Below are 19,296 nucleotides of genomic sequence, written 5' to 3' on the forward strand. Positions count from 1 at the left end.
TATAGTTTTTGGTTAGCCATTCCGGTAAAATCCGCGCCCTTGAATAAGAGCCACCTAAGAGTGATTGAGCGATGTCCAACACAAAACAGGCCCCCAAAGTAGGATTCGTCTCCTTGGGTTGCCCCAAAAATCTGGTCGATTCCGAGCGTATCCTGACCCAGCTGCGTACCGAAGGGTACGATGTGGTGCCCAGCTATGACGATGCGGAGCTGGTGGTGGTCAACACCTGCGGCTTCATCGACAGCGCGGTTCAGGAGTCGCTGGAAGCCATCGGCGAGGCCCTGGCCGAAAACGGCAAGGTGATAGTCACCGGCTGCCTCGGCGCCAAAGAGAACCAGATCCGCGAGATCCACCCCAAGGTGCTCGAGATCACCGGCCCCCACGCCTATGAAGAGGTGCTGGGTCACGTCCACAAATACGTGGCGAAGCCGACCCACAACCCCTTCACCAGCCTGGTGCCGGCCCACGGCGTCAAGCTGACCCCCCGTCACTACGCCTACCTCAAGATCTCCGAGGGCTGCAACCACCGCTGCACCTTCTGCATCATCCCCTCCATGCGCGGGGATCTGGTGAGCCGTCCCATCGGCGAGGTACTGGCCGAGGCCAAGCGCCTGAAAGAAGCCGGCGTGAAGGAGATCCTGGTCATCTCCCAGGACACCTCCGCCTACGGCGTGGACGTCAAGCACCGCACCGGTTTCTACGACGGCATGCCGGTCAAGACCAGCATGGTCGCCCTGTGCGAGGAGCTGGCCAAGCTCGACATCTGGGTACGCCTGCACTACGTCTACCCCTACCCGCACGTGGATGACGTCATACCGCTGATGCGCGACGGCAAGGTACTGCCCTACCTGGACATACCGTTGCAACACGCCAGCCCGCGCATCCTGAAGCTGATGAAGCGCCCGGGTACCGTCGAGCGCACCCTGGAGCGGATCCAGAAGTGGCGCGAGATCTGTCCCGAGATCACCCTGCGTTCCACCTTCATCGTCGGCTTCCCCGGCGAGACCGAGGAAGAGTTCCAGATGCTGCTGGACTTCATCGACAAGGCGGAGCTGGACAGGGTCGGCTGCTTCAAATACAGCCCAGTCGAGGGTGCCAAGGCCAACGAGCTGCCGGATCCGGTGCCGGAAGAAGTACAGGAAGAGCGCTTCCAGCGCTTCATGGAGCTGCAACAGCAGGTCTCAGTTCGCAAGCTGGCCCGCAAGGTCGGCCAGGAGATGACAGTGCTGATCGACGAAGTGGACGAAGAGGGCGCCACCGGCCGCTCCTTCGCCGACGCCCCCGAGATCGACGGCCTGGTCTACCTGAACGGCGAAACCGGCCTCAAACCCGGCGATCTCGTCAAGGTCCGCATCGATGAAGCCGACGAATACGACCTCTGGGCCAGCCTGATAGGCTAAGTCCGCAGTCCATGACGGCACCTGCCCGGCAGGCGCCAATAAAAAAGCCAGTCAGTGACCCTGACTGGCTTTTTTTATTGGCCGCACAAAATGGTTATGCGCGCTGAAGCGGGGCGCCAGGCGTCACCGGGTCAACGCTTCTGACGAGGGCTAGATGCCGGTATCCGCCACCATCACCAGAACATGAACGCCTTTATCATTGACCTCCTCAACGGCCTTGAAACCATGACGGCAATAAACGCCACCGGTCAGGTTTTCGGTTTGCAAGTACAGCTTGCTGATCCCCGCCCTGCGAGCGCGGCTGAGGATCTCTGTTACCAGCAAGGAGGCGACCCCCTGCCCGCGCGCTTTTTCAACGACATATACCCCACCTAACCAATATTCGTACTCGGGAAATATCGCCATTTCACGGATCTTGAGCTCGGCAGCCCCCACCCATTCACCAGCCTGGCGCGCCAGTACGATCAGCGGAGCCCGGTCAACCTGGGTGGCCGCCATGACCTTGGCCAGCACCTGATCTTGAGTAAAGCGACCACTGTCGCGGCACCATTCGTCAAAATACCATGAGGCAACCACGACTGCGGCAGATGGCGCATCCGCCAGTAACAACAACTCCATAAAGCCTCTTTTTCGTATAACCCCTGACCGGCTGGGGAAGGATGAACACGGCGAGGCGAAACCCAGGGTCGCACCCGCGAGCGGCGGCCTCGCCAGCAGCGAGGCTCCGAGACCGGCATGCTCTAGACAAGGTTATCGAATGGATATCATAACCAGCCGGGGAGTGGAAGGGATCGGGAGCCAAGGCGTACTTTCCCGCCATGACCCAGCAACCGGTTCTGCAACTGGCGCGGCAGATCGGCCGGGGTGAAGGTAAAGGCGGTCTTGGCCTGCCCGGTCGAGGTGAACTCCTGGGTCAGGATCCCGAATAGGGAGCCCAGATTGGTGTCCAGGATCGCCTGGATATTGTCACCGAACACGAAATTCCAGTTGCCCGTGGTGACATGGATGTCGGACCCCTGACCGACCACGGCAAAGCTGAAGACCAGCTTCTCGTTGGCCTGGCCCACCCGGCTCAGAGGTACCCAGCTATGACGATGCGGAGCTGGTGGTGGTCAACACCTGCGGCTTCATCGACAGTGCGGTACAGGAGTCGCTGGAAGCCATCGGCGAGGTACTGGCCGAGGCCAAGCGCCTGAAAGAGGCCGGCGTGAAGGAGATCCTGGTCATCTCCCAGGACACCTCCGCCTACGGCGTGGACGAGGTCCGCATCGACGAGGCGGACGAGTACGATCTGTGGGCCAGCCTGGTCAAGTAATCCGCTAACGGATGTGGCGTCCGCCAAAAGCCAGTCAGAAGCCAGTCAGTGAATACTGACTGGCTTTTTTGTTGCCCGCGGCCAGCCTGCCCCGAAACAGCACAGGCACCCGGCACCGGGTCCTTCCGCAACAGGGGAGCCACCCGTCATCATCCGACCCGCCGGGAGATTCCTCCTTAGTGAGCCAGCGCACAGTTCTACCCCGCCCTCAGGGGCGCTTGTTTCAAGCTCAAAAAAAAGCCACTGAGGGGGAGAAAAAATGAGCACGATCCACTTCACATTATCGTCTTTGAATTGTCATAAAGGGTGACTTGGTACTTTGTGAAAATTAATGCAAGTGTATAATTTAAAAGGATTAAAAATAGAGTTTGACGATAATGACGAGAGAGCTCGAGTTTTTACGATATCGACGAAATGAAGAGTTGTTGTTTTCCTGTTAACTCTGCTTTTCTAAGGGCGTTGGATGACACAACTACAAGGGTGCAAAACCTGACCAACATTGAGGGCCGGTATCCAAGCATGGGATTCGGTGCTCCATTCCAAAACCATGGAAGACCAATAAGAAAGGAAAAAATATGCTTGCCAAAGTATCCAAAATCGCTACCTCAGTCATGCTGGGAACCCTGATGCTCGGTGCCGCCGGCACCGCCATGGCCGCCGAGAACAAGACGGTGCTGACCCTGGTCGCGCAACAGGAGACCGCATGGGTCAAGAACTTCAACCCCTTCCTGCAGGCCGGTCTGCTGCACACCACCCGTCACTTCATCTACGAGCCGCTGGTGATCTTCAACGATATGCAGGGTGGCAAACCCGTCTATCGTCTGGCCACCCACTACGCCTTCAGCGATGACCTGAAGTCGGTCACCTTTGACCTGCGCGAAGGGGTCAAGTGGTCCGATGGTGAAGCCTTCACCGCCGACGACATCCTCTTCTCCTTCAACCTGGTCAAGGCCAACAAGGCGCTGGATGAGCGCTCCATCTGGACTCAGATCAAGGGTGTCGAGAAGCTGGGTGAGCACAAGGTCAAATTCGACCTGGCCGAGGTCAACACCAACGTGGTGAACGACCTGGTGCTGGTGCCCATAGTCCCCGAGCATCAGTGGAAGTCGGTAAAAGACCCGGTTGCCTTCACCAACGACAAGCCGGTCGGCACAGGTCCCTTCACCGAAGTGGACAACTTCTCCGCCCAGCTCTATACCCAGTGCCGCAACCCGCACTACTGGGACAACGCCAACCTCGCCATCGACTGCCTGCGCATGCCGCAGATGGCCACCAACGACCAGGTACTGGCTGCTGTGATGAAGGGTGACGTGGACTGGTTCGGCTCCTTCGTGCCGGACATCGAGCGCCTCTACGTCGGCAACGATCCCAAGAACAACAAGTACTGGTTCCCCGCCTCCGGCACAGTGGCGTTCAACGTCAACTTCCAGAGCAAGAACCCGGGCAATAACGAAGCCTTCAACGACATCAACTTCCGCCGCGCCTTCTCCATGGCGATGGACCGCCAGTCCATGGTGGACATCGCGGGCTACGGCTACCCGACCGTCAACGAATACCCCTCTGGTCTGGGCAAGGCATTCGCCTCCTGGGACAACCCGGATGTCGAGAAGAAATACGGCAAATACAACAAGTTCGACCTGGAAGGTGCCAAGGCTCTGCTGAAGGAAGCGGGCTACAAGGACTGTGACGGCGACAAGTTCCTCGACACCCCGAGCTGCAAGAAGATCGAGTTCAAGGTGCTGGTACCGAACGGCTGGACCGACTGGGTCAACACAGTCCAGATCGGTGTGGAAGGGCTGCAGGCCCTGGGCCTGAACGCCAAGACCTCCACCCCGGAAGCCACCGTCTGGACCGAGAACCTGATCACAGGTGACTTCGACGTCGCCCTGCAGGGTTACTTTGCCGGTGCCAACCCGCACAAGTACTTCGAGACCGCCTTCCACTCCCGCAACATGGGTGAGCGCGGCAACCGCTTCGCCGCGCCCCGTTACAAGGATCCCGAGCTCGACAAGCTGATCGATGACTTCACCCAGACCGCCGATGCGGCCAAGCAGAAGGAGATCATGTTTGCCATCCAGGACCGCGTCGGTGCCAACCAGACCATAATCCCGGTGTTCAACAACCCGACCTGGTACGAATACAGCACCAAGCGCTTCAATGGCTGGTTCAGTGCCGACAACCCGGTCGCCAAGCCGCAGGTACACCCGGACACCCCGGAACGTCTGCTGCACGTGTTGTCACTCAAGCCAAACAGCTAACCACCTCGGCCCCCTGCGGGGGGCCTTTTTCCCCGCCATGTCTTCCATCCCCCGTCTTTGCCGGGGTTGGGGGAGCTTTGCCCGGCGCGGGGCAGGCTTGCAGTAAAAGGTATCACCATGGGATTTATACTAAGACGCTTCTCCTTCTATCTGGTCGCCTTCCTGGTGGCCGCCACCATCAACTTCCTGCTGCCCAGAGCCATGCCCGGAGATCCCGTCTCCGTCATGTTCGCCCGGGCCGGCGCCATGATGGAACCTGCCGCCCTCGAAGCCCTCAAGGCCACCTTCGGGTTCGTTGACGGTCCCATCACCACCCAGTTTCTCGCCTATGTGAAGAGTGTCTTCACCTGGGATCTCGGCACCTCGGTGCGCTACTACCCGCAACCGGTCGCCGACGTGCTCGGCCGCGCCATCGGCTGGACCCTGTTCCTGGTGGGCACCTCCACCATACTGAGCTTCTCCATCGGCTCCATCGTCGGCATCTTCGCCGCCTGGTACCGGGGGGGGCGCATGGACAGCATCCTCTCCCCGCTCACCCTGGTGATGCAGGCCATTCCACCCGTGGTGGTCTCCCTGCTCGCCCTCTTCCTGTTCGGGGTCAGTCTCGGCTGGCTGCCCATCGGCTACGCCTACAGCCCGGAGATCCCCGCCGATTTCGGCTGGGAACACATCAAGAGCATCATGCTGCACGCCATCATGCCGGTGGGCACCCTGGCCATGGTGCAGGTGGGGGGCTTCCTCATCACCATGCGCAACAACATGATCAACCTCTTGGGGGAGGACTACATCACCATGGCCAAGGCCAAGGGGCTCTCCAGCAACAGGGTCATCTTCAACTACGGCGCCCGCAACGCCGTGCTGCCCAGCGTCACCGCCCTCTCAATGGCACTCGGCTTCGTCATCGGCGGCTCCCTCATTACCGAGGTGATCTTCAACTACCCGGGCCTGGGGCTCACTCTCTACCAGGGCATACTGGCCCGCGACTACCCGCTCATTCAGGGGCAACTGCTCATCATGACCATCACCATGCTCAGCTTCAATTTCCTGGCGGACGTGCTCTATGTCTTCCTGGATCCCCGTCTGCGTACAGGAGGCAAATAAGATGCGTATGCCGACTATTTTAAAAATCCTGCTGGGCAACAAGAAGGCCGCCTTCGGCCTCGCCATCGTGGTCACCTTCGTGCTGATGGCCCTGTTTGCCCCGCTGCTCGCCAGCAACGAGCCCACCAAGCGGGTCGCCCGCCCGCACCAGCCCCCCAGCGTGGAGCTGGTGATGGGCTCCAACCGCATGGGCCACGATCTCTGGGCCCAGTTCACCAGTGGCGCCCGCATCTCCCTCATGGTGGGCTTCGGGGCAGGCCTGCTGGTGTGCGCCCTCGCAATCGGCATAGGCATCACAGCCGGTTACTTCGGCGGCGTGGTGGATGAGTGCCTCACCTTCCTGATGAACGTGGTGCTGGTGATCCCCAACCTCCCTCTGCTGCTGGTATTGGCAAGCTTTATCGGGGAGGCGTCACCGACGGTGATTGCGCTCATCATAGGCTTTACCTCCTGGGCCTATGGCGCGCGCGTCATCCGTGCCCAGACCCTGGCGCTGCGGGAGAAAGAGTTCGTCATCGCCGCCGAAGTGCTGGGGGAGCCGGCCTGGCGCATCATACTGGTGGAGATACTGCCCAATCTCATCTCCATCATAGGGGTGAGCTTCATCGGCTCCATCATCTACGCCATCGTCACCGAGGCGACCCTGGAGTTCCTGGGACTCGGCGACCCCACAGTGGTCAGCTGGGGCATCATGCTCTACAACGCCCAGACCTCCAGCGCCATCCTGGTAGGCGCCTGGTGGGAAATCCTGGCCCCCTGCTTCGCCATCGCCACCCTGGGGGCGGGTCTGGCCATGCTCAACTTCGCCATCGACGAGATAGCCAACCCGCAACTGCGCTCTCACAAGGGTCTGCGCCGCTGGAAACAGCTCGCCACCCCCGTCACCCCCATAGCAGCCCAGGAGAAGACAGCATGAGCTCGCAACAACCCCTGCTGTCGGTGCGCCAGCTCTGCGTCGACTACATCACAGAGAGCGGCGACGTGCGCGCCGTCAACTCGGTCAGCTTTGACATAGCCCCAGGCGAAGTCTTCGGCCTCGCCGGCGAGTCCGGCTGCGGCAAGTCCACGGTCGCCTTCTCGGTGGCCCGGCTGCACAAGCCGCCCGCCTACATCAGCGGCGGCGAGATCCTGTTCAAGGGGGAGAACATCCTCGGCTTCGACGACGAGCGGCTGCGCAGCTACCGCTGGCGCCAGGCGAGCGTGGTGTTCCAGTCCGCCATGAATGCCTTGAACCCGGTGCTGCGGATGGAGGAGCAGTTCTGCGACGTGCTGCTGGCCCACAACCCCGGCATGACCCGCTATGAGGCGATCAAGCGCGCCCAGGAGCTGCTGGAGATAGTCGACATCCACCCGAGCCGGCTCAAGGACTATCCGCACCAGTTCTCCGGCGGCATGCGCCAGCGGCTGGTGATCGCCATCGCCATGGCCCTCAACCCCGAGCTCCTGATCATGGATGAGCCCACCACGGCGCTGGATGTGGTGGTGCAGCGGGAGATACTGCAGAAGGTCTACGCCCTCAAGGCGAAGTTCAACTTCTCCATTCTCTTCATCACCCACGACCTCTCGCTCATGGTCGAGTTCTGCGATCGCATCGGCATCATGTATGCGGGCGAACTGGTGGAGGTGGCGCCGGCCAAGGCGATACTGACCGCACCCCTGCACCCCTATACCAAGGGGCTTGGCAACTCCTTCCCGCCCCTGCACGGCCCGAAAACCGTGCTGGAGGGGATCCCCGGCACCCCGCTCAACCTGCTGGAGGTGCCGGTCGGCTGCCGCTTCCAGGCCCGCTGCGGCAAGGTGCACGATCGCTGCCGTCAGGAATATACCGCCCTCGCCGAGATCCGGCCCGGGCAGCAGGCCGCCTGCCACCTCTATGACTCGGCCGAGGAACAACTGGACCACCCCATCTATCTGGACAAGGCCGCTGGCTGTTAAGGATGTCTGTCATGCAAATCGCCCAAACCGACGCGCCCATCATCGAGGTCCAGCATCTCTACAAGGACTTCGCCGTCAACTCCAATGCCATCAAGAGCGGCAAGATGCGGGCCCTCTCCGACATCACCTTCAACCTGCACCGGGGCCGCGCCCTGGCGGTGGTGGGGGAGTCGGGCTCCGGCAAGAGCACCATCGCCAAGATCATCGCCAAGATGTACAAGCTCTCCAACGGCCGCATCCTCTACCGGGGCCGGGATCTGGAGGAGTTCAACAAGGGCACCGCCCTGCTGGACTATCGCCAGAGCGTGCAGATGGTATGGCAAGACCCGTTCGGTTCGCTCAATCCGACCCACACCATCTACCACCACATAGCCCGCCCCCTGCTGCTGCACAGCAAGGTGCTCGACAAGAAAGATCTGCCGGACATGGTCTATGCCCTGCTGGAAAAAGTGGGGCTGACCCCGGCCAAGGCCACGGCGGCCAAGTATCCCCACCAGCTCTCCGGCGGCCAGCGCCAGCGGGTCAACATAGCCCGCAACCTGGCGGTGGAGGCGGAAGTGGTGCTGGCGGATGAGCCCACCTCCATGCTCGATGTCTCCATTCGCATTGGCATCCTCAACCTGATGGAGCAGATGAAGAACGAGCTCGGCGTCTCCATGCTCTATATCACCCACGACATCGCCACCGCCCGCTACGTGGCGGAAGATCTGGCGGTCATGTACGTGGGCCACATGGTGGAGTGGGGCGAGGTGGACGAGATACTGCACCACCCCCAGCACCCCTATACCCAGTTGCTCATCTCGGCGGTGCCGGATCCCGAGAAGAGCATACACGCCGAGCTGGAGGGGGGCCGCAAGGGGGAAATACCGCTCTGGACCCCGGAATCCCGGGGCTGCCCCTTCGCCGGGCGCTGCCATCAGGCCATGCCCCGCTGCAAGGAGAGCCTGCCGCCGGTGACCAAGCTTGCCGACAACCACTTCGTGCGCTGCTACCTGCACGAATAAGCCAGCCTCCCACTCAGGGGGCGGCTTTACCGGCCCGCGACACCTTCACCCGGGCCTCCTCGCGAGGCCCCTTCATTGCCCCAGACCAGGGAGTAAAGCTGGATGGAACTCTTGATCAATCAGGTGGGTTACGATTGTGACGGACACAAGATTGCCCTGCTGCAGACCGACGCCAACGTGGAAATAAGCGGCCTGGTGCGACTGCGGCGCCTGCATGATGACCGCCTGCTGCTGGAGGTTCCTCTCCAGGCCGCAGGCCAGGTGCCCGGCTGGCAGGGACGCGCCTACTGGCGTGCCGACTTCAGCGCCTTCAAGGAGCCCGGCCACTACCGGCTGGAAGCCATCACAGCACAGGGCATAGTCCGCTCCACCCGCTTCGCCATAGGTCAGGATCTGCTGACCAGCCGCTGCCTCTCAGATGTCATTCACTACTTCAAGGGCCAGCGTGCCAGCGGCGCCTTCGATAGAGCCGACCGCAGCGCCCGCCTGTTTGGCACCGACCAGCGCAAGGATGTGCACGGCGGCTGGTTCGATGCCAGCGGCGACATGAGCAAATACCTGAGCCACCTCTCCTACGCCAACTACCTCAACCCCCAGCAGACCCCATTGGTGGTGTGGAGCCTGCTCAAGAGCCGGGCGCTCCTGGCGACGCGCCGCGACATCGACGGGCTGAACCTCTGCAAGCGGCTCGGTGACGAGGGGCTGCACGGGGCGGATTTTCTCTGCCGGATGCAGGATGAGAGCGGCTTCTTCTACATGACACTGTTCGACAAGTGGAGCAAGGATCCCGAGCAGCGCGAGCTGTGCGCCTACGCCACCCAGCAGGGGCTCAAGTCCAGCGACTGGCAGGCGGGCTTTCGCCAGGGGGGCGGAATGGCCATCGCCGCCCTGGCCAGAGCCGCCCGCGAGCAGTCCGGCGGCGACTTCGATACCAGCCACTATGCCGAGGCGGCCAGGCGCGGCTACCTGCACCTGCGCGAGCACAACCTCGCCTACCTGGACGACGGCCTCGAGAACATCATCGACGACTATTGCGCCCTGCTGGCGGCGGTGGAACTAACCCAGACCCTTGGCCGCGACTGGCTCGGGGAGGCAAGGGAGAGGGCCGGCAGGCTCTGCGCCCGCCAGCGCCCCCACCCCGAGCTCGGCCACTACTGGAGTGCCAATGAGGACGGCTCGCGCCCCTACTACCACGCCGCCGAGGCGGGTCTGCCGGTGCTGGCCCTGCTGGAGTACCTGGGGGTCGAGCCGGATCAGGATCGCCGCGCCCGGGTGAGCGCCGTGGTACAGCAGGCGCTGGCCTCCGAGCTGGCCCTCGCCGCCCGGGCGGGCAACCCCTTCGCCCTGGCTCGCCAATATGTGAAAGGGGTCGACGAAGACCCTCGCATCAGCTTCTTTATGCCCCACCACAACGAGTCCGGTTACTGGTGGCAGGGGGAGAATGCCCGGCTGGCCTCCCTGGCCGCCATGGCCTTCGCCGCGGCCCGCCACTTCCCCCAGCAGAGCCCGCTTCTGATGACGTTCGGTCAGCGCCAGCTCGACTGGATCCTCGGGCAAAACCCCTTCAACGCCAGCATGCTGGCGGGGCACGGCATCAACAACCCGAGCTATACCGCCGGTTATCCCAATGCCCTCGGCGGCATCTGCAACGGCATCACCTCAGGATTCGATGACGAGGCTGAGGTGGCCTTCATCCCGGAGGAGTACAGGGATCGGCTGGATCAGAACTGGCGCTGGGGGGAGCAGTGGATCCCCCACGCAGCCTGGTTCGCCCTGGCCATCAGCTGGCAGAGTACGCCGGAGGCTCGTCATGATTGAGACGCACAAGGATCGGCTCGGACATCATTGGCGCAGGAGAGAGCAGTGGATCCTCCAATCATTCAGCCTGGTTTGCCCTGGCCATCAGCTGGCAGAGTGCGCCGGAGGCTCGTCATGATTGAGACGCACAAGGATCGGCTCGGACATCATTGGCGCAGGAGAGAGCAGTGGATCCTCCAATCATTCAGCCTGGTTTGCCCTGGCCATCAGTTGGCAGAGTGCGCCGGAGGCTCGTCATGATTGAATTCTGGGTCGGGGTCGATGGCGGGGGGACTCACACCCGCGCCCGCATTCGGGACAAGGGGGGCAGAGTGCTGGGAGAGGGGCGCGCCGCGGGCTCCAACCTGGAGCTCGGCATAGAGGTTGCTCACGCCAATGTGCTGGCGGCCATCGAGCAGGCCCGCCTTGAGGCAGGGCTCCCCCGGGAGAGCGAGCAGCAAATGGGAGTGGGGCTGGCGCTGGCCTCCGCCGAGCTGCCCAACTGCTACCAGGCCCTGCTCGAGATGCCCTTCCCCTTCGCGAGCGTCAGGCTCACCTCCGACGCCTTCGGCGCCTGCCTCGGCGCCTTTGGTGGCCGTGAGGGGGCCATCCTCATCGCAGGCACAGGGTCCGCCGGGCTCATCTACCGCCATGGTCAGCTGCATAGCTGCTCGGGACGCGGCTTCCCCATCTCGGATCTGGGCAGCGGCGCCTGGCTGGGGCTGCGCGCCATCCAGCAATCCCTGCTCTGCCACGACGGCATCCTGCCCCCCAGCCTACTCGCCGTGCGCCTGCTCGATCACTTCAAGCGGGATCAGGCCGAGGTGGTGCGCTGGGCCGCCCGCGCCATTCCCGCCGACTATGGCCGCTTCGCCCCCTGGGTGTTCGACGCCGCCAGCGACGGGGATGAGCTCGCCAACCAGCTGCTGGACGAAACCTGCGCCCAGTTGCAGACCCTGCTGGAGGGCATGGGACTGCTGGGAGCCGACCGCATCGCCCTGCTGGGCGGCGTCGGCATGCGCCTGGCCCCTCGCCTGGGACACCTCAACCTGGTGCCCCCGCAAGCCGATGCGCTGGAAGGCGCCATCCTGTTTGCCCAGTCGGAGGCCTACCCATGTCTGCACCCCTGAGCACTGTCCACGCTGAGCCGCCTGCGGGAGAGGACCCCATCTTGTTCACCCAATCAGAGGAATACCCATGTCTGCACCCCTGATCCATACCCAGATCGACCGTCGCGACGGTGAAGACGTCTGGTTCCGCTTCACCCTGAGCCAGCTCCCGGCCAGCCCCTGGAAGCTGCACTTCTGCCTGGCCCGCCACATAGATCCCCAGTCGGTGGAGGGGGGATCCCTGGCGCGCCAGAGCGGCAGCTACAAGGTGCTGGTGCCCCATGAGGGGGTCAGCGAGCTGCGTTTTTGCTGCCGCAACACTCCCATCAAGCGCTACTCCGATCTGCCTCAGGGCTTCTTCCTCAGCCTGACGGACGAAGGCGCCCAGCCGCAGCTGCAACCCCTGGTGCAGGCGGGCCAGGATCTCGGTCTGCCGCCGAGCCCGGCCGCGGCCCCCGATCTACCCGAGGTGGAGCCCGCCAACGGCATAGTGCCCCAGCCGGCTCAGCTGCGGCTGCCGGAGGGCAACTTCCGCCTGGCCGAGCGGGCCCATGTCAGCGGCCCTGTCTCCCTGGCCCCCCTGCTGGCCCATTTCAACGAGCTGACGGGGCTCGCCCTGACCCAGGATCACGACGCCGAGATCCACCTGGTCGAGGCCCCTCTCCCCCAGGAGGCTTACCAGCTCGTCATCACCACAGAGGAGATCCGCATCCTGGCCGCCGGCGAGGCGGGCTGGCGCCACGGTCTGGTGACCCTGGCCCAGTGGGCCCTGCAACACGGGGAGAGCCTGCCCTGCCTCGAGGTGGAGGACGCGCCCAGGTTCGGTTTTCGCGGCATCTTCCTCGACTGCGCCCGCCACTTCCACTCCATCGCCACCCTCAAGCGCCTGCTCAAGCAGATGAGCCTCTACAAGTTCAACCGCTTCCACTGGCACCTGACCGATGACGAGGGCTGGCGCCTCGAGATCAAGGCCTTCCCCCGGCTGACCGAAGTGGCGGCCTGGCGGGGACATGGCCTGGCGGTCGGCCCCCAGCTCAGCGGCGGCCCCGATCCTTATGGCGGCTACTACACCCAGAGCGAGGTGCGTGAGCTGGTGGCCTATGCCGCCGGGCTCGGCATCACCATCATCCCGGAGATAGACATCCCGGGTCACTGCCACGCGGCCATCAAGGCGCTGCCCGAGCTGCTGCGGGAAGAGGCGGATCACTCCCGCTACCTCTCGGTGCAATATTTTGACGACAACGTGCTCAACCCGGCCCTGCCCGGTACCTATCGCTTCCTGGAGGCGGTGATCGACGAGGTGTGCGCGCTCTTCCCTGGCACTCAGGTGCACATGGGGGGGGACGAGGTGCCGACCGGGGTCTGGACCGACAGCCCCGCCTGTCAGCAGTTGATGGCAGAGCAGGGCTATACCGATTGCCGGGAGCTGCAGGGCCACCTGCTGCGCCACTGCCAGCAATACCTGGCGGCCAGAGGCAAGCAGATGCTGGGCTGGGAGGAGATACTGCACGGGGACAAGGTGAGCCGGGATGCCACCATCTTCGCCTGGACCAGCTTCCAGGCGGGGTTGGATGCCGCCTCCGCGGGCTACCCCGTGGTGATGGCCCCGGCCCAGTCCCTCTATCTGGATCTCGCCTGGAGCCCGGACATCCATGAACCCGGCCTCTACTGGGCGGGGACCCTCAATCTGGAGCAGGTTTACCTATGCGATCCTGCACCGGCCGATTTCCATGCCAACGATAACATCCTGGGGGTGCTGAGCCCCTTGTGGTCGGAACTGATCACCTCTCGCGATCGTCTCGACTACATGTTGTTCCCGCGCATGCTCGCCACGGCCGAGGTGGCCTGGAGCGACCCCGCCCGCAAGGCCTGGGATCACTTCGCCGCCCGCCTGCCCGGCCAGCTGCAGATCCTCGATCAGTTACAGGTGCGTTACCGGGTGCCACAGAGGTAGTGTTATCTTTCTCTTTTTGGCGACCTTTTGGTCGCCATTTTTTTACCACCAAACAACAAAAATCCAACCTGGCCCCTACTTTTACTCCGCCTTTGTTGGCAAAATAAGGCCCCCGATGAGGCCGGGCAAGACGCACTGCGCCCGGGCCTGCATCCGGTTCAACCACAATAACAACCAGCAACGCATCGGAGCTTATCCTTATGGCCCGCAAACACGTCCAGATCCAGGACAGTGAAGTTGAGTTCCCCGCCGACGTGCAACTCGTCTCCACCACGGATCTGCGCGGCGTCATCACCTACGCCAACCCCGCCTTCTGCCGCATCGCCGGCTACCATGTCGATGAACTGGTCGGACACAACCACAACCTGGTGCGTCACCCCGACATGCCCAAGGCCGCCTTCGCCGACCTCTGGGATCGCCTCAAGGAGGGCAACCCCTGGCGTGGCATGGTCAAGAACCGCTGCAAGGATGGCCGCTATTACTGGGTCGACGCCTATGTGACCCCCATCTACGAGAACGGCAAGATAAGCGGCTACCAGTCGGTGCGCTGCAAGCCCGAACCCCAGCTCAAGCAGGTCGCCGCCCAGGCCTATCAGGCCCTGCTCAAGGCCGAACAGGGTGGCGCCAGCAAGCTGCCCTCCCTGCACAGTGTCAGACCCCTGCTGCTCGGCCTGCTGATGCTGGGGCTCTTTGGCTGGGCGGCCTTCTCTCAGGGGGCTCTGACGGTGCTGCTGATGCTGCTGCCCCTGCTGGCCGTCGCCGGCACTTACTGGCGCGAGCTCATCTCGCTGCCACGCTACCTCAAGCGCCTCGGCCAGCAATATGACAGCCTGACCCGGCTGGTCTACTCGGGGGACGCCCCCGGCGCCATCGCCGATTTCCATCTCAAGATGCTGCAGGCCCGCATTCGTACCGTGCTGGGTCGGGTCAACGACGCCACCCATCCCTTGCAGACCCTGGCGACCGACCTGCAGGACTCTTCCCATCAAGCCTTCCTCGACATCAACGAGCAGGACGCCCAGACCCAGCAGATGGCCGCCGCCATGACCCAGATGGCCAGCACGGCCCACGAGATAGCGCGCAACATCCAGGACACCAACAGCCAGGTGACAGAGGCACGCAGCAGTTGCCAGCATACGGTGCAGCAGCTGGATCAGACCGAGCAACAGATGGAGCTGCTGGCCAGGCAGGCGGAGCATGCCTTCCACTCCGCCGTCGAGCTGGCGAACGAATCCGAGCGGATCGGCAGCGTCATGGGCGAGATCCAGGGCATCGCCGAGCAGACCAACCTGCTGGCCCTCAACGCCGCCATCGAGGCGGCCAGGGCCGGTGAGCAGGGACGTGGCTTTGCGGTGGTGGCGGACGAGGTGCGCACTCTGTCCACCCGCACCCACAAGGCGACCGAGCAGATCCAGGGCAGCATCCGCCAGATCCAGCAGACTCTGGGCCGCTGGCAGGGGATGATGCAGGACAACCTGGCCCAGACCCGGGAATGCGCCCTGATGACGCGCCAGGGGTCCGGCAACCTGCATCTGGTGCTGGGGGAGATAGATCAGGTGACCGAGTTCTCCACCCAGATAGCCGCCGCGGCCGAACAGCAGCAGGCGGTGGTGGAAGAGATCAGCCGCAACATCCACCAGATCTCCCAGTACTCCCGCGCCAACAGCCAGAAGATCCAGGCGGTGGACAACTCCAGCCAGGAGCTGCTCAAACGCGCCAGCGAGCTCAGGGGGCTGAGCCAGACCTTCGGCTGAGCCGGATCCCCTGTTGCCCCCCAGACCACGGAAGCGCCACAATGGTGGCGCTTTTGTTTCACGTCGAGTAACACATGATGATGACCCCTCCCCCTTCCCCCTTGAACAAGGTGGCACGCATCGAGGCTATCCTGGCCCTGATCCCGGCCGGCCGCGTGGTGAGCTATGGCCAGGTCGCCGATCTGGCGGGCCTGCCCGGGCGGGCGCGGCTGGTGGGGAAAGTGCTGCGGGAGACGGACAAGACGCTGCCCTGGCATCGTGTGCTGGGCGCAGGCGGTACCATCTCCTTGCCCAAGGGCTCGGCGGGTTTCGATGAACAGATAGGAAGATTGCAGGAAGAGGGGGTGCCGGTGATCAAGGGGCGGGTCAGGATGCGGGAGTGGCAGTGGCAGCCCGACCTCGCCGAGCTGCTCTTTCTGATCCCGTTCTAGCGCCTGTCAGGGGCGCCGTCACTAGTCGCTGGCAAGGGGGCCCAGGATGTCGTCGCAACGTACCTGCACCGGTATGGTCTCGTCTTCCCGCTGCAGCAATACCAGCAGACTCTGCCTGTCCACCTCCAGCACATAGGCCGTTCCTTCCCGCGTCAGGCAGGTCATGCCTGGCCGGATTTCATGTATCTCCATGACAACCTCCCTGTCTTGTGCTGCCATCCATGCAGCCCTCTCAGTATACCGCCATCTCCCAATAAAAAGGCCCCTCGCAAGGGGCCTCTTTCATCATGATGTGAGCGGTGACGCGATCAGGACTTCTTCGCCTTAGCCAGGCTCTCCTGCCACTTCCCATTGTCGTAATGGGCGGTCCAGCCTGTTGCCTTGCCGTTCACCTCCGTCATCACGTACTGCTCCTTGCTCTTGCGGCTGAAGCGCACCACGGATGCGTTACCGTCAGGATCTGACGCCGGGGCGTCGGCCAGGTACTGATGCTTGGGCGACAGCCGGTCACGGAAGCGCTTGAGCTCCTCCACCAGTGGCGCACGAGTCTCACGGGATTTCGGGAAGTTGCTGGCGGCGAGGAAGAGACCGGCCGCCCCGTCACGCAGCACGAAGTGAGCGTCGGACTGGGTGCACTTGAGCTCGGGCAGCGGCACCGGATCTTCCTTCGGTGGCGCTATGTCACCATTTTTCAGGATCTTGCGGGTGTTCTTGCAGGTCTCGTTGGTACAACCCATGTACTTGCCGAAGCGGCCGTTCTTGAGCTGCATCTCGGAGCCGCAGCGATCGCACTCTATACTAGGCCCTTCGTAGCCCTTGAGCTTGAACTGGCCCTGCTCGATTTCGTAACCGTCGCAGTCCGGGTTGCGACCACAGACGTGCAGCTTGCGGCTGTCGTCGATGATGTAGGCATCCATGGCGGTGCCGCAGACGCCGCAGCGGTGCTTGGCGCGCAGCGCCTCGGTCTCGGCTTCGTCACCGTCGGTGGCGGAGACGAACTCGTCCGCACTGACCAGATTGATGGTCTTCTTGCAGCGCTCTTTCGGCGGCAGGGCGTAACCGGAGCAACCGAGGAAAACGCCGGTAGTGGCGGTACGAATACCCATCTTGCGGCCGCAGTCCGGGCAGTCGATATCGGTCAGCACCATCTGGTTGGCACGCATGCCTCCCTCTTCCGCCGGCTTGTCGGCCTGCTCCAGCTCCTGGGTAAACTCGGCGTAGAAGGCGTCAAGCACCTTCTTCCACTCCAGGCTGCCTTCGGCGATGCCATCGAGCTTGTCTTCCATCTTGGCGGTGAACTCGTAGTTCATCAGCTCGACGAAGTTCTCCACCAGACGGTCGGTGACGATCTCGCCCATCTTCTCGGCGAAGAAGCGGCGACTCTCGACCCGCACATAGCCGCGATCGACGATGGTGGAGATGATGGAAGCGTAGGTGGACGGGCGGCCGATGCCGCGTTTTTCCAGCTCGCGCACCAGGGCCGCTTCGGTGAAGCGGGCGGGCGGCTTGGTGAAGTGCTGACGGGGATCCAGCTTGACCAGCTTCAGGATCTCGCCGACGGTCACCGCCGGCAGCTGGCTGTCTTCCCCCTTGCGGCCCATAGGCGGCAGCGCCTTGGTCCAACCGGCGAAGCGCAGGGTGCGGCCACGGGCCTTGAGCTCGAACTCGCCCGCCTTGACGGTCAGGGTGGAGGAGTCGTACTGGGCCGGGGTCATCTGGCACGCCACAAACTGGCGCCAGATGAGGTCATAGAGCCGCATGGCGTCCGGCTCCATCCCTTCCAGCATCTCGGCAGTCACCAGCACGTTGGAGGGACGGATCGCCTCGTGGGCCTCCTGGGCGCCAGCCTTGGAACCATAGAGAGTCGGTTCGGCCGGCAGGTAGGCGGCGCCATACTGCTCGCCGATATATTCGCGCACCGCCTCGACCGCCTCTTTGCTGAGGTTGGTGGAGTCGGTACGCATGTAAGTGATGTAACCCGCTTCGTAGAGACGCTGGGCCATCATCATGGTCTTCTTGACCCCGAAGCTCAGTCGGGTGGAAGCCGCCTGCTGCAGGGTGGAGGTGATGAAGGGGGCGGATGGCTTGGAGCCGGTCGGCTTGTCTTCCCGGTTCACCACCTTGTAGTCGACCCCTTCCAGGGCGGCCACGGCGGCGAAGGTCTCGATCTCGGTCACCGGCTTGAAGTCGACGCCGTTGCGGCTGACCACTTCCATCCGCAGATCGGCCTTGTCACCGGTCAGCAGGTCGGCGTTGAGATCCCAGAACTCCACCGGCACGAAGGCCTTGATCTCGCGCTCTTTATCGACGATGAGGCGCACCGCGACGGACTGCACCCGACCGGCGGAGAGACCGCGGGCCAGCTTCTTCCACAGCAGCGGGGAGACCATGTAACCCACCACGCGGTCGAGGAAGCGACGAGCCTGCTGGGCGTTGACGCGATGGATGTTCAGATCGGACGGCTGGGCAAAGGCCTCCTGGATGGCGGTCTTGGTGATCTCGTTGAACACCACCCGCTTGTAGCGGCTGTCGTCACCGCCGATGATCTCGCGCAGGTGCCAGGCGATCGCCTCTCCTTCTCTATCCAAGTCGGTTGCGAGATAGATGGTGTCGGCCTTCTCGGCCAGACTCTGCAACTCGCTGACCACTTTCTCCTTGCCGGGCAAAATCTGGTAGTTGGCCTGCCAGCCTGCGGTCGGGTTGATCCCCATCCTGGAGAACAGGGCGTTGCGATCCTTGGCCGCCTTCTCGGATTCGCTGAGCTTGATGCCGCGAATGACAGGTTTTTTGGGCTCTGTGCTGGCGCTGCCGCTGGTCGGCAGATCGCGCACGTGACCGACGCTGGATTTCACCACGTAGTCCTTGCCCAAATATTTGTTGATGGTCTTGGCCTTGGCCGGAGACTCCACTATGACCAGTGATTTGCCCATGCTGTAACTATTATCCTCATTGCACCCGACGGGGTTGGCGTGCGGTTTTGTGGGGCTGTATAAGAGATTTGACGGGAAAAAGCAATCTTGTGAACAAATTTGCCATGCAGCCCGAACCGCCTTGCTTCTTTATTTATTAATGCGAAGGGGACGCGCGGGAAGCAACCGCTTTTTTGTTTTTATGCTATATCCCCCCCTTTTTTAGATTGGAAATGACATATCCAGCCACCCCCGTCACATAAAAAACCACCTTGGTTATCAGCTTGTTACAAAGGATGAAATCTCTTTATAATGGCCGCACGCCGCAG

At 62.8% G+C, this 19,296-nt stretch carries 15 protein-coding genes and 1 pseudogene; 12 read left to right on the forward strand and 4 right to left on the reverse strand.

Annotated features, from left to right (window positions below; all coding sequences use genetic code 11):
- Positions 1–71 precede the first annotated feature (71 nt).
- A complete protein-coding gene (gene rimO, locus Aeroheme_RS14780) occupies positions 72–1,400 on the forward strand; it encodes a 30S ribosomal protein S12 methylthiotransferase RimO (protein ID WP_395948788.1) in 1,329 nt (442 codons plus the stop codon).
- Positions 1,401–1,550: 150 nt separating this feature from the next.
- Here rimO and Aeroheme_RS14785 read toward each other — a convergent pair whose 3' ends face one another.
- Complete coding sequence (locus tag Aeroheme_RS14785; protein WP_111910278.1) at positions 1,551–2,018, reverse strand: GNAT family N-acetyltransferase; 468 nt, start codon at positions 2,016–2,018, stop codon at positions 1,551–1,553.
- 146 nt (positions 2,019–2,164) lie between these two features.
- Positions 2,165–2,467, reverse strand: coding sequence for a hypothetical protein (locus Aeroheme_RS14790; protein WP_111910279.1), 303 nt, complete (start codon positions 2,465–2,467; stop codon positions 2,165–2,167).
- Between the two features lie 11 nt (positions 2,468–2,478).
- Here Aeroheme_RS14790 and Aeroheme_RS14795 point away from each other — a divergent pair.
- The 11 genes and pseudogenes from Aeroheme_RS14795 to Aeroheme_RS14845 form a co-directional block, all read left to right on the forward strand.
- Positions 2,479–2,658, forward strand: a pseudogene (locus Aeroheme_RS14795) (hypothetical protein); the annotation flags it as partial.
- 632 nt (positions 2,659–3,290) lie between these two features.
- Positions 3,291–4,973, forward strand: a complete 1,683-nt coding sequence (locus tag Aeroheme_RS14800) for an ABC transporter substrate-binding protein (protein ID WP_408781539.1) — start codon at positions 3,291–3,293, stop codon at positions 4,971–4,973.
- Positions 4,974–5,090: 117 nt separating this feature from the next.
- Positions 5,091–6,074, forward strand: coding sequence for an ABC transporter permease (locus Aeroheme_RS14805; protein WP_042648440.1), 984 nt, complete (start codon positions 5,091–5,093; stop codon positions 6,072–6,074).
- Position 6,075: 1 nt separating this feature from the next.
- Positions 6,076–6,990, forward strand: a complete 915-nt coding sequence (locus tag Aeroheme_RS14810; protein ID WP_163147766.1) for an ABC transporter permease — start codon at positions 6,076–6,078, stop codon at positions 6,988–6,990.
- Positions 6,987–8,009, forward strand: a complete 1,023-nt coding sequence (locus tag Aeroheme_RS14815; RefSeq protein ID WP_005331243.1) for an ABC transporter ATP-binding protein — start codon at positions 6,987–6,989, stop codon at positions 8,007–8,009. The genes Aeroheme_RS14810 and Aeroheme_RS14815 overlap by 4 nt, the downstream gene beginning before the upstream one ends.
- A gap of 11 nt (positions 8,010–8,020) precedes the next feature.
- A complete protein-coding gene (locus tag Aeroheme_RS14820) occupies positions 8,021–9,013 on the forward strand; it encodes an ABC transporter ATP-binding protein (RefSeq protein WP_106887486.1) in 993 nt (330 codons plus the stop codon).
- 102 nt (positions 9,014–9,115) lie between these two features.
- On the forward strand, positions 9,116–10,831 hold the full coding sequence (locus tag Aeroheme_RS14825; protein ID WP_411166109.1) for a glycoside hydrolase family 9 protein: 1,716 nt from the start codon (positions 9,116–9,118) through the stop codon (positions 10,829–10,831).
- Between the two features lie 236 nt (positions 10,832–11,067).
- Positions 11,068–11,940 carry a BadF/BadG/BcrA/BcrD ATPase family protein gene (locus Aeroheme_RS14830; RefSeq protein ID WP_408836974.1) on the forward strand — a complete coding sequence of 291 codons (873 nt, stop codon included), beginning with the start codon at positions 11,068–11,070 and terminating at the stop codon, positions 11,938–11,940.
- A gap of 67 nt (positions 11,941–12,007) precedes the next feature.
- On the forward strand, positions 12,008–13,873 hold the full coding sequence (locus Aeroheme_RS14835) for a beta-N-acetylhexosaminidase (RefSeq protein WP_411166110.1): 1,866 nt from the start codon (positions 12,008–12,010) through the stop codon (positions 13,871–13,873).
- 200 nt (positions 13,874–14,073) lie between these two features.
- A complete protein-coding gene (locus tag Aeroheme_RS14840) occupies positions 14,074–15,627 on the forward strand; it encodes a methyl-accepting chemotaxis protein (RefSeq protein ID WP_368170655.1) in 1,554 nt (517 codons plus the stop codon).
- Positions 15,628–15,701: 74 nt separating this feature from the next.
- Complete coding sequence (locus tag Aeroheme_RS14845) at positions 15,702–16,058, forward strand: MGMT family protein (RefSeq protein WP_106887491.1); 357 nt, start codon at positions 15,702–15,704, stop codon at positions 16,056–16,058.
- Positions 16,059–16,079: 21 nt separating this feature from the next.
- Here Aeroheme_RS14845 and Aeroheme_RS14850 read toward each other — a convergent pair whose 3' ends face one another.
- A complete protein-coding gene (locus tag Aeroheme_RS14850) occupies positions 16,080–16,250 on the reverse strand; it encodes a hypothetical protein (protein WP_162852227.1) in 171 nt (56 codons plus the stop codon).
- Positions 16,251–16,366: 116 nt separating this feature from the next.
- Positions 16,367–18,988 (reverse strand): type I DNA topoisomerase, encoded by a 2,622-nt coding sequence (topA, locus tag Aeroheme_RS14855; RefSeq protein ID WP_392418058.1) that lies wholly within the window; start codon positions 18,986–18,988, stop codon positions 16,367–16,369.
- Positions 18,989–19,296 lie beyond the last annotated feature (308 nt).

The organism is Aeromonas sp. DSM 116730, assembly GCF_046581335.1.
In the GTDB taxonomy this organism is placed as follows: Bacteria; Pseudomonadota; Gammaproteobacteria; order Enterobacterales; family Aeromonadaceae; genus Aeromonas; species Aeromonas rivipollensis.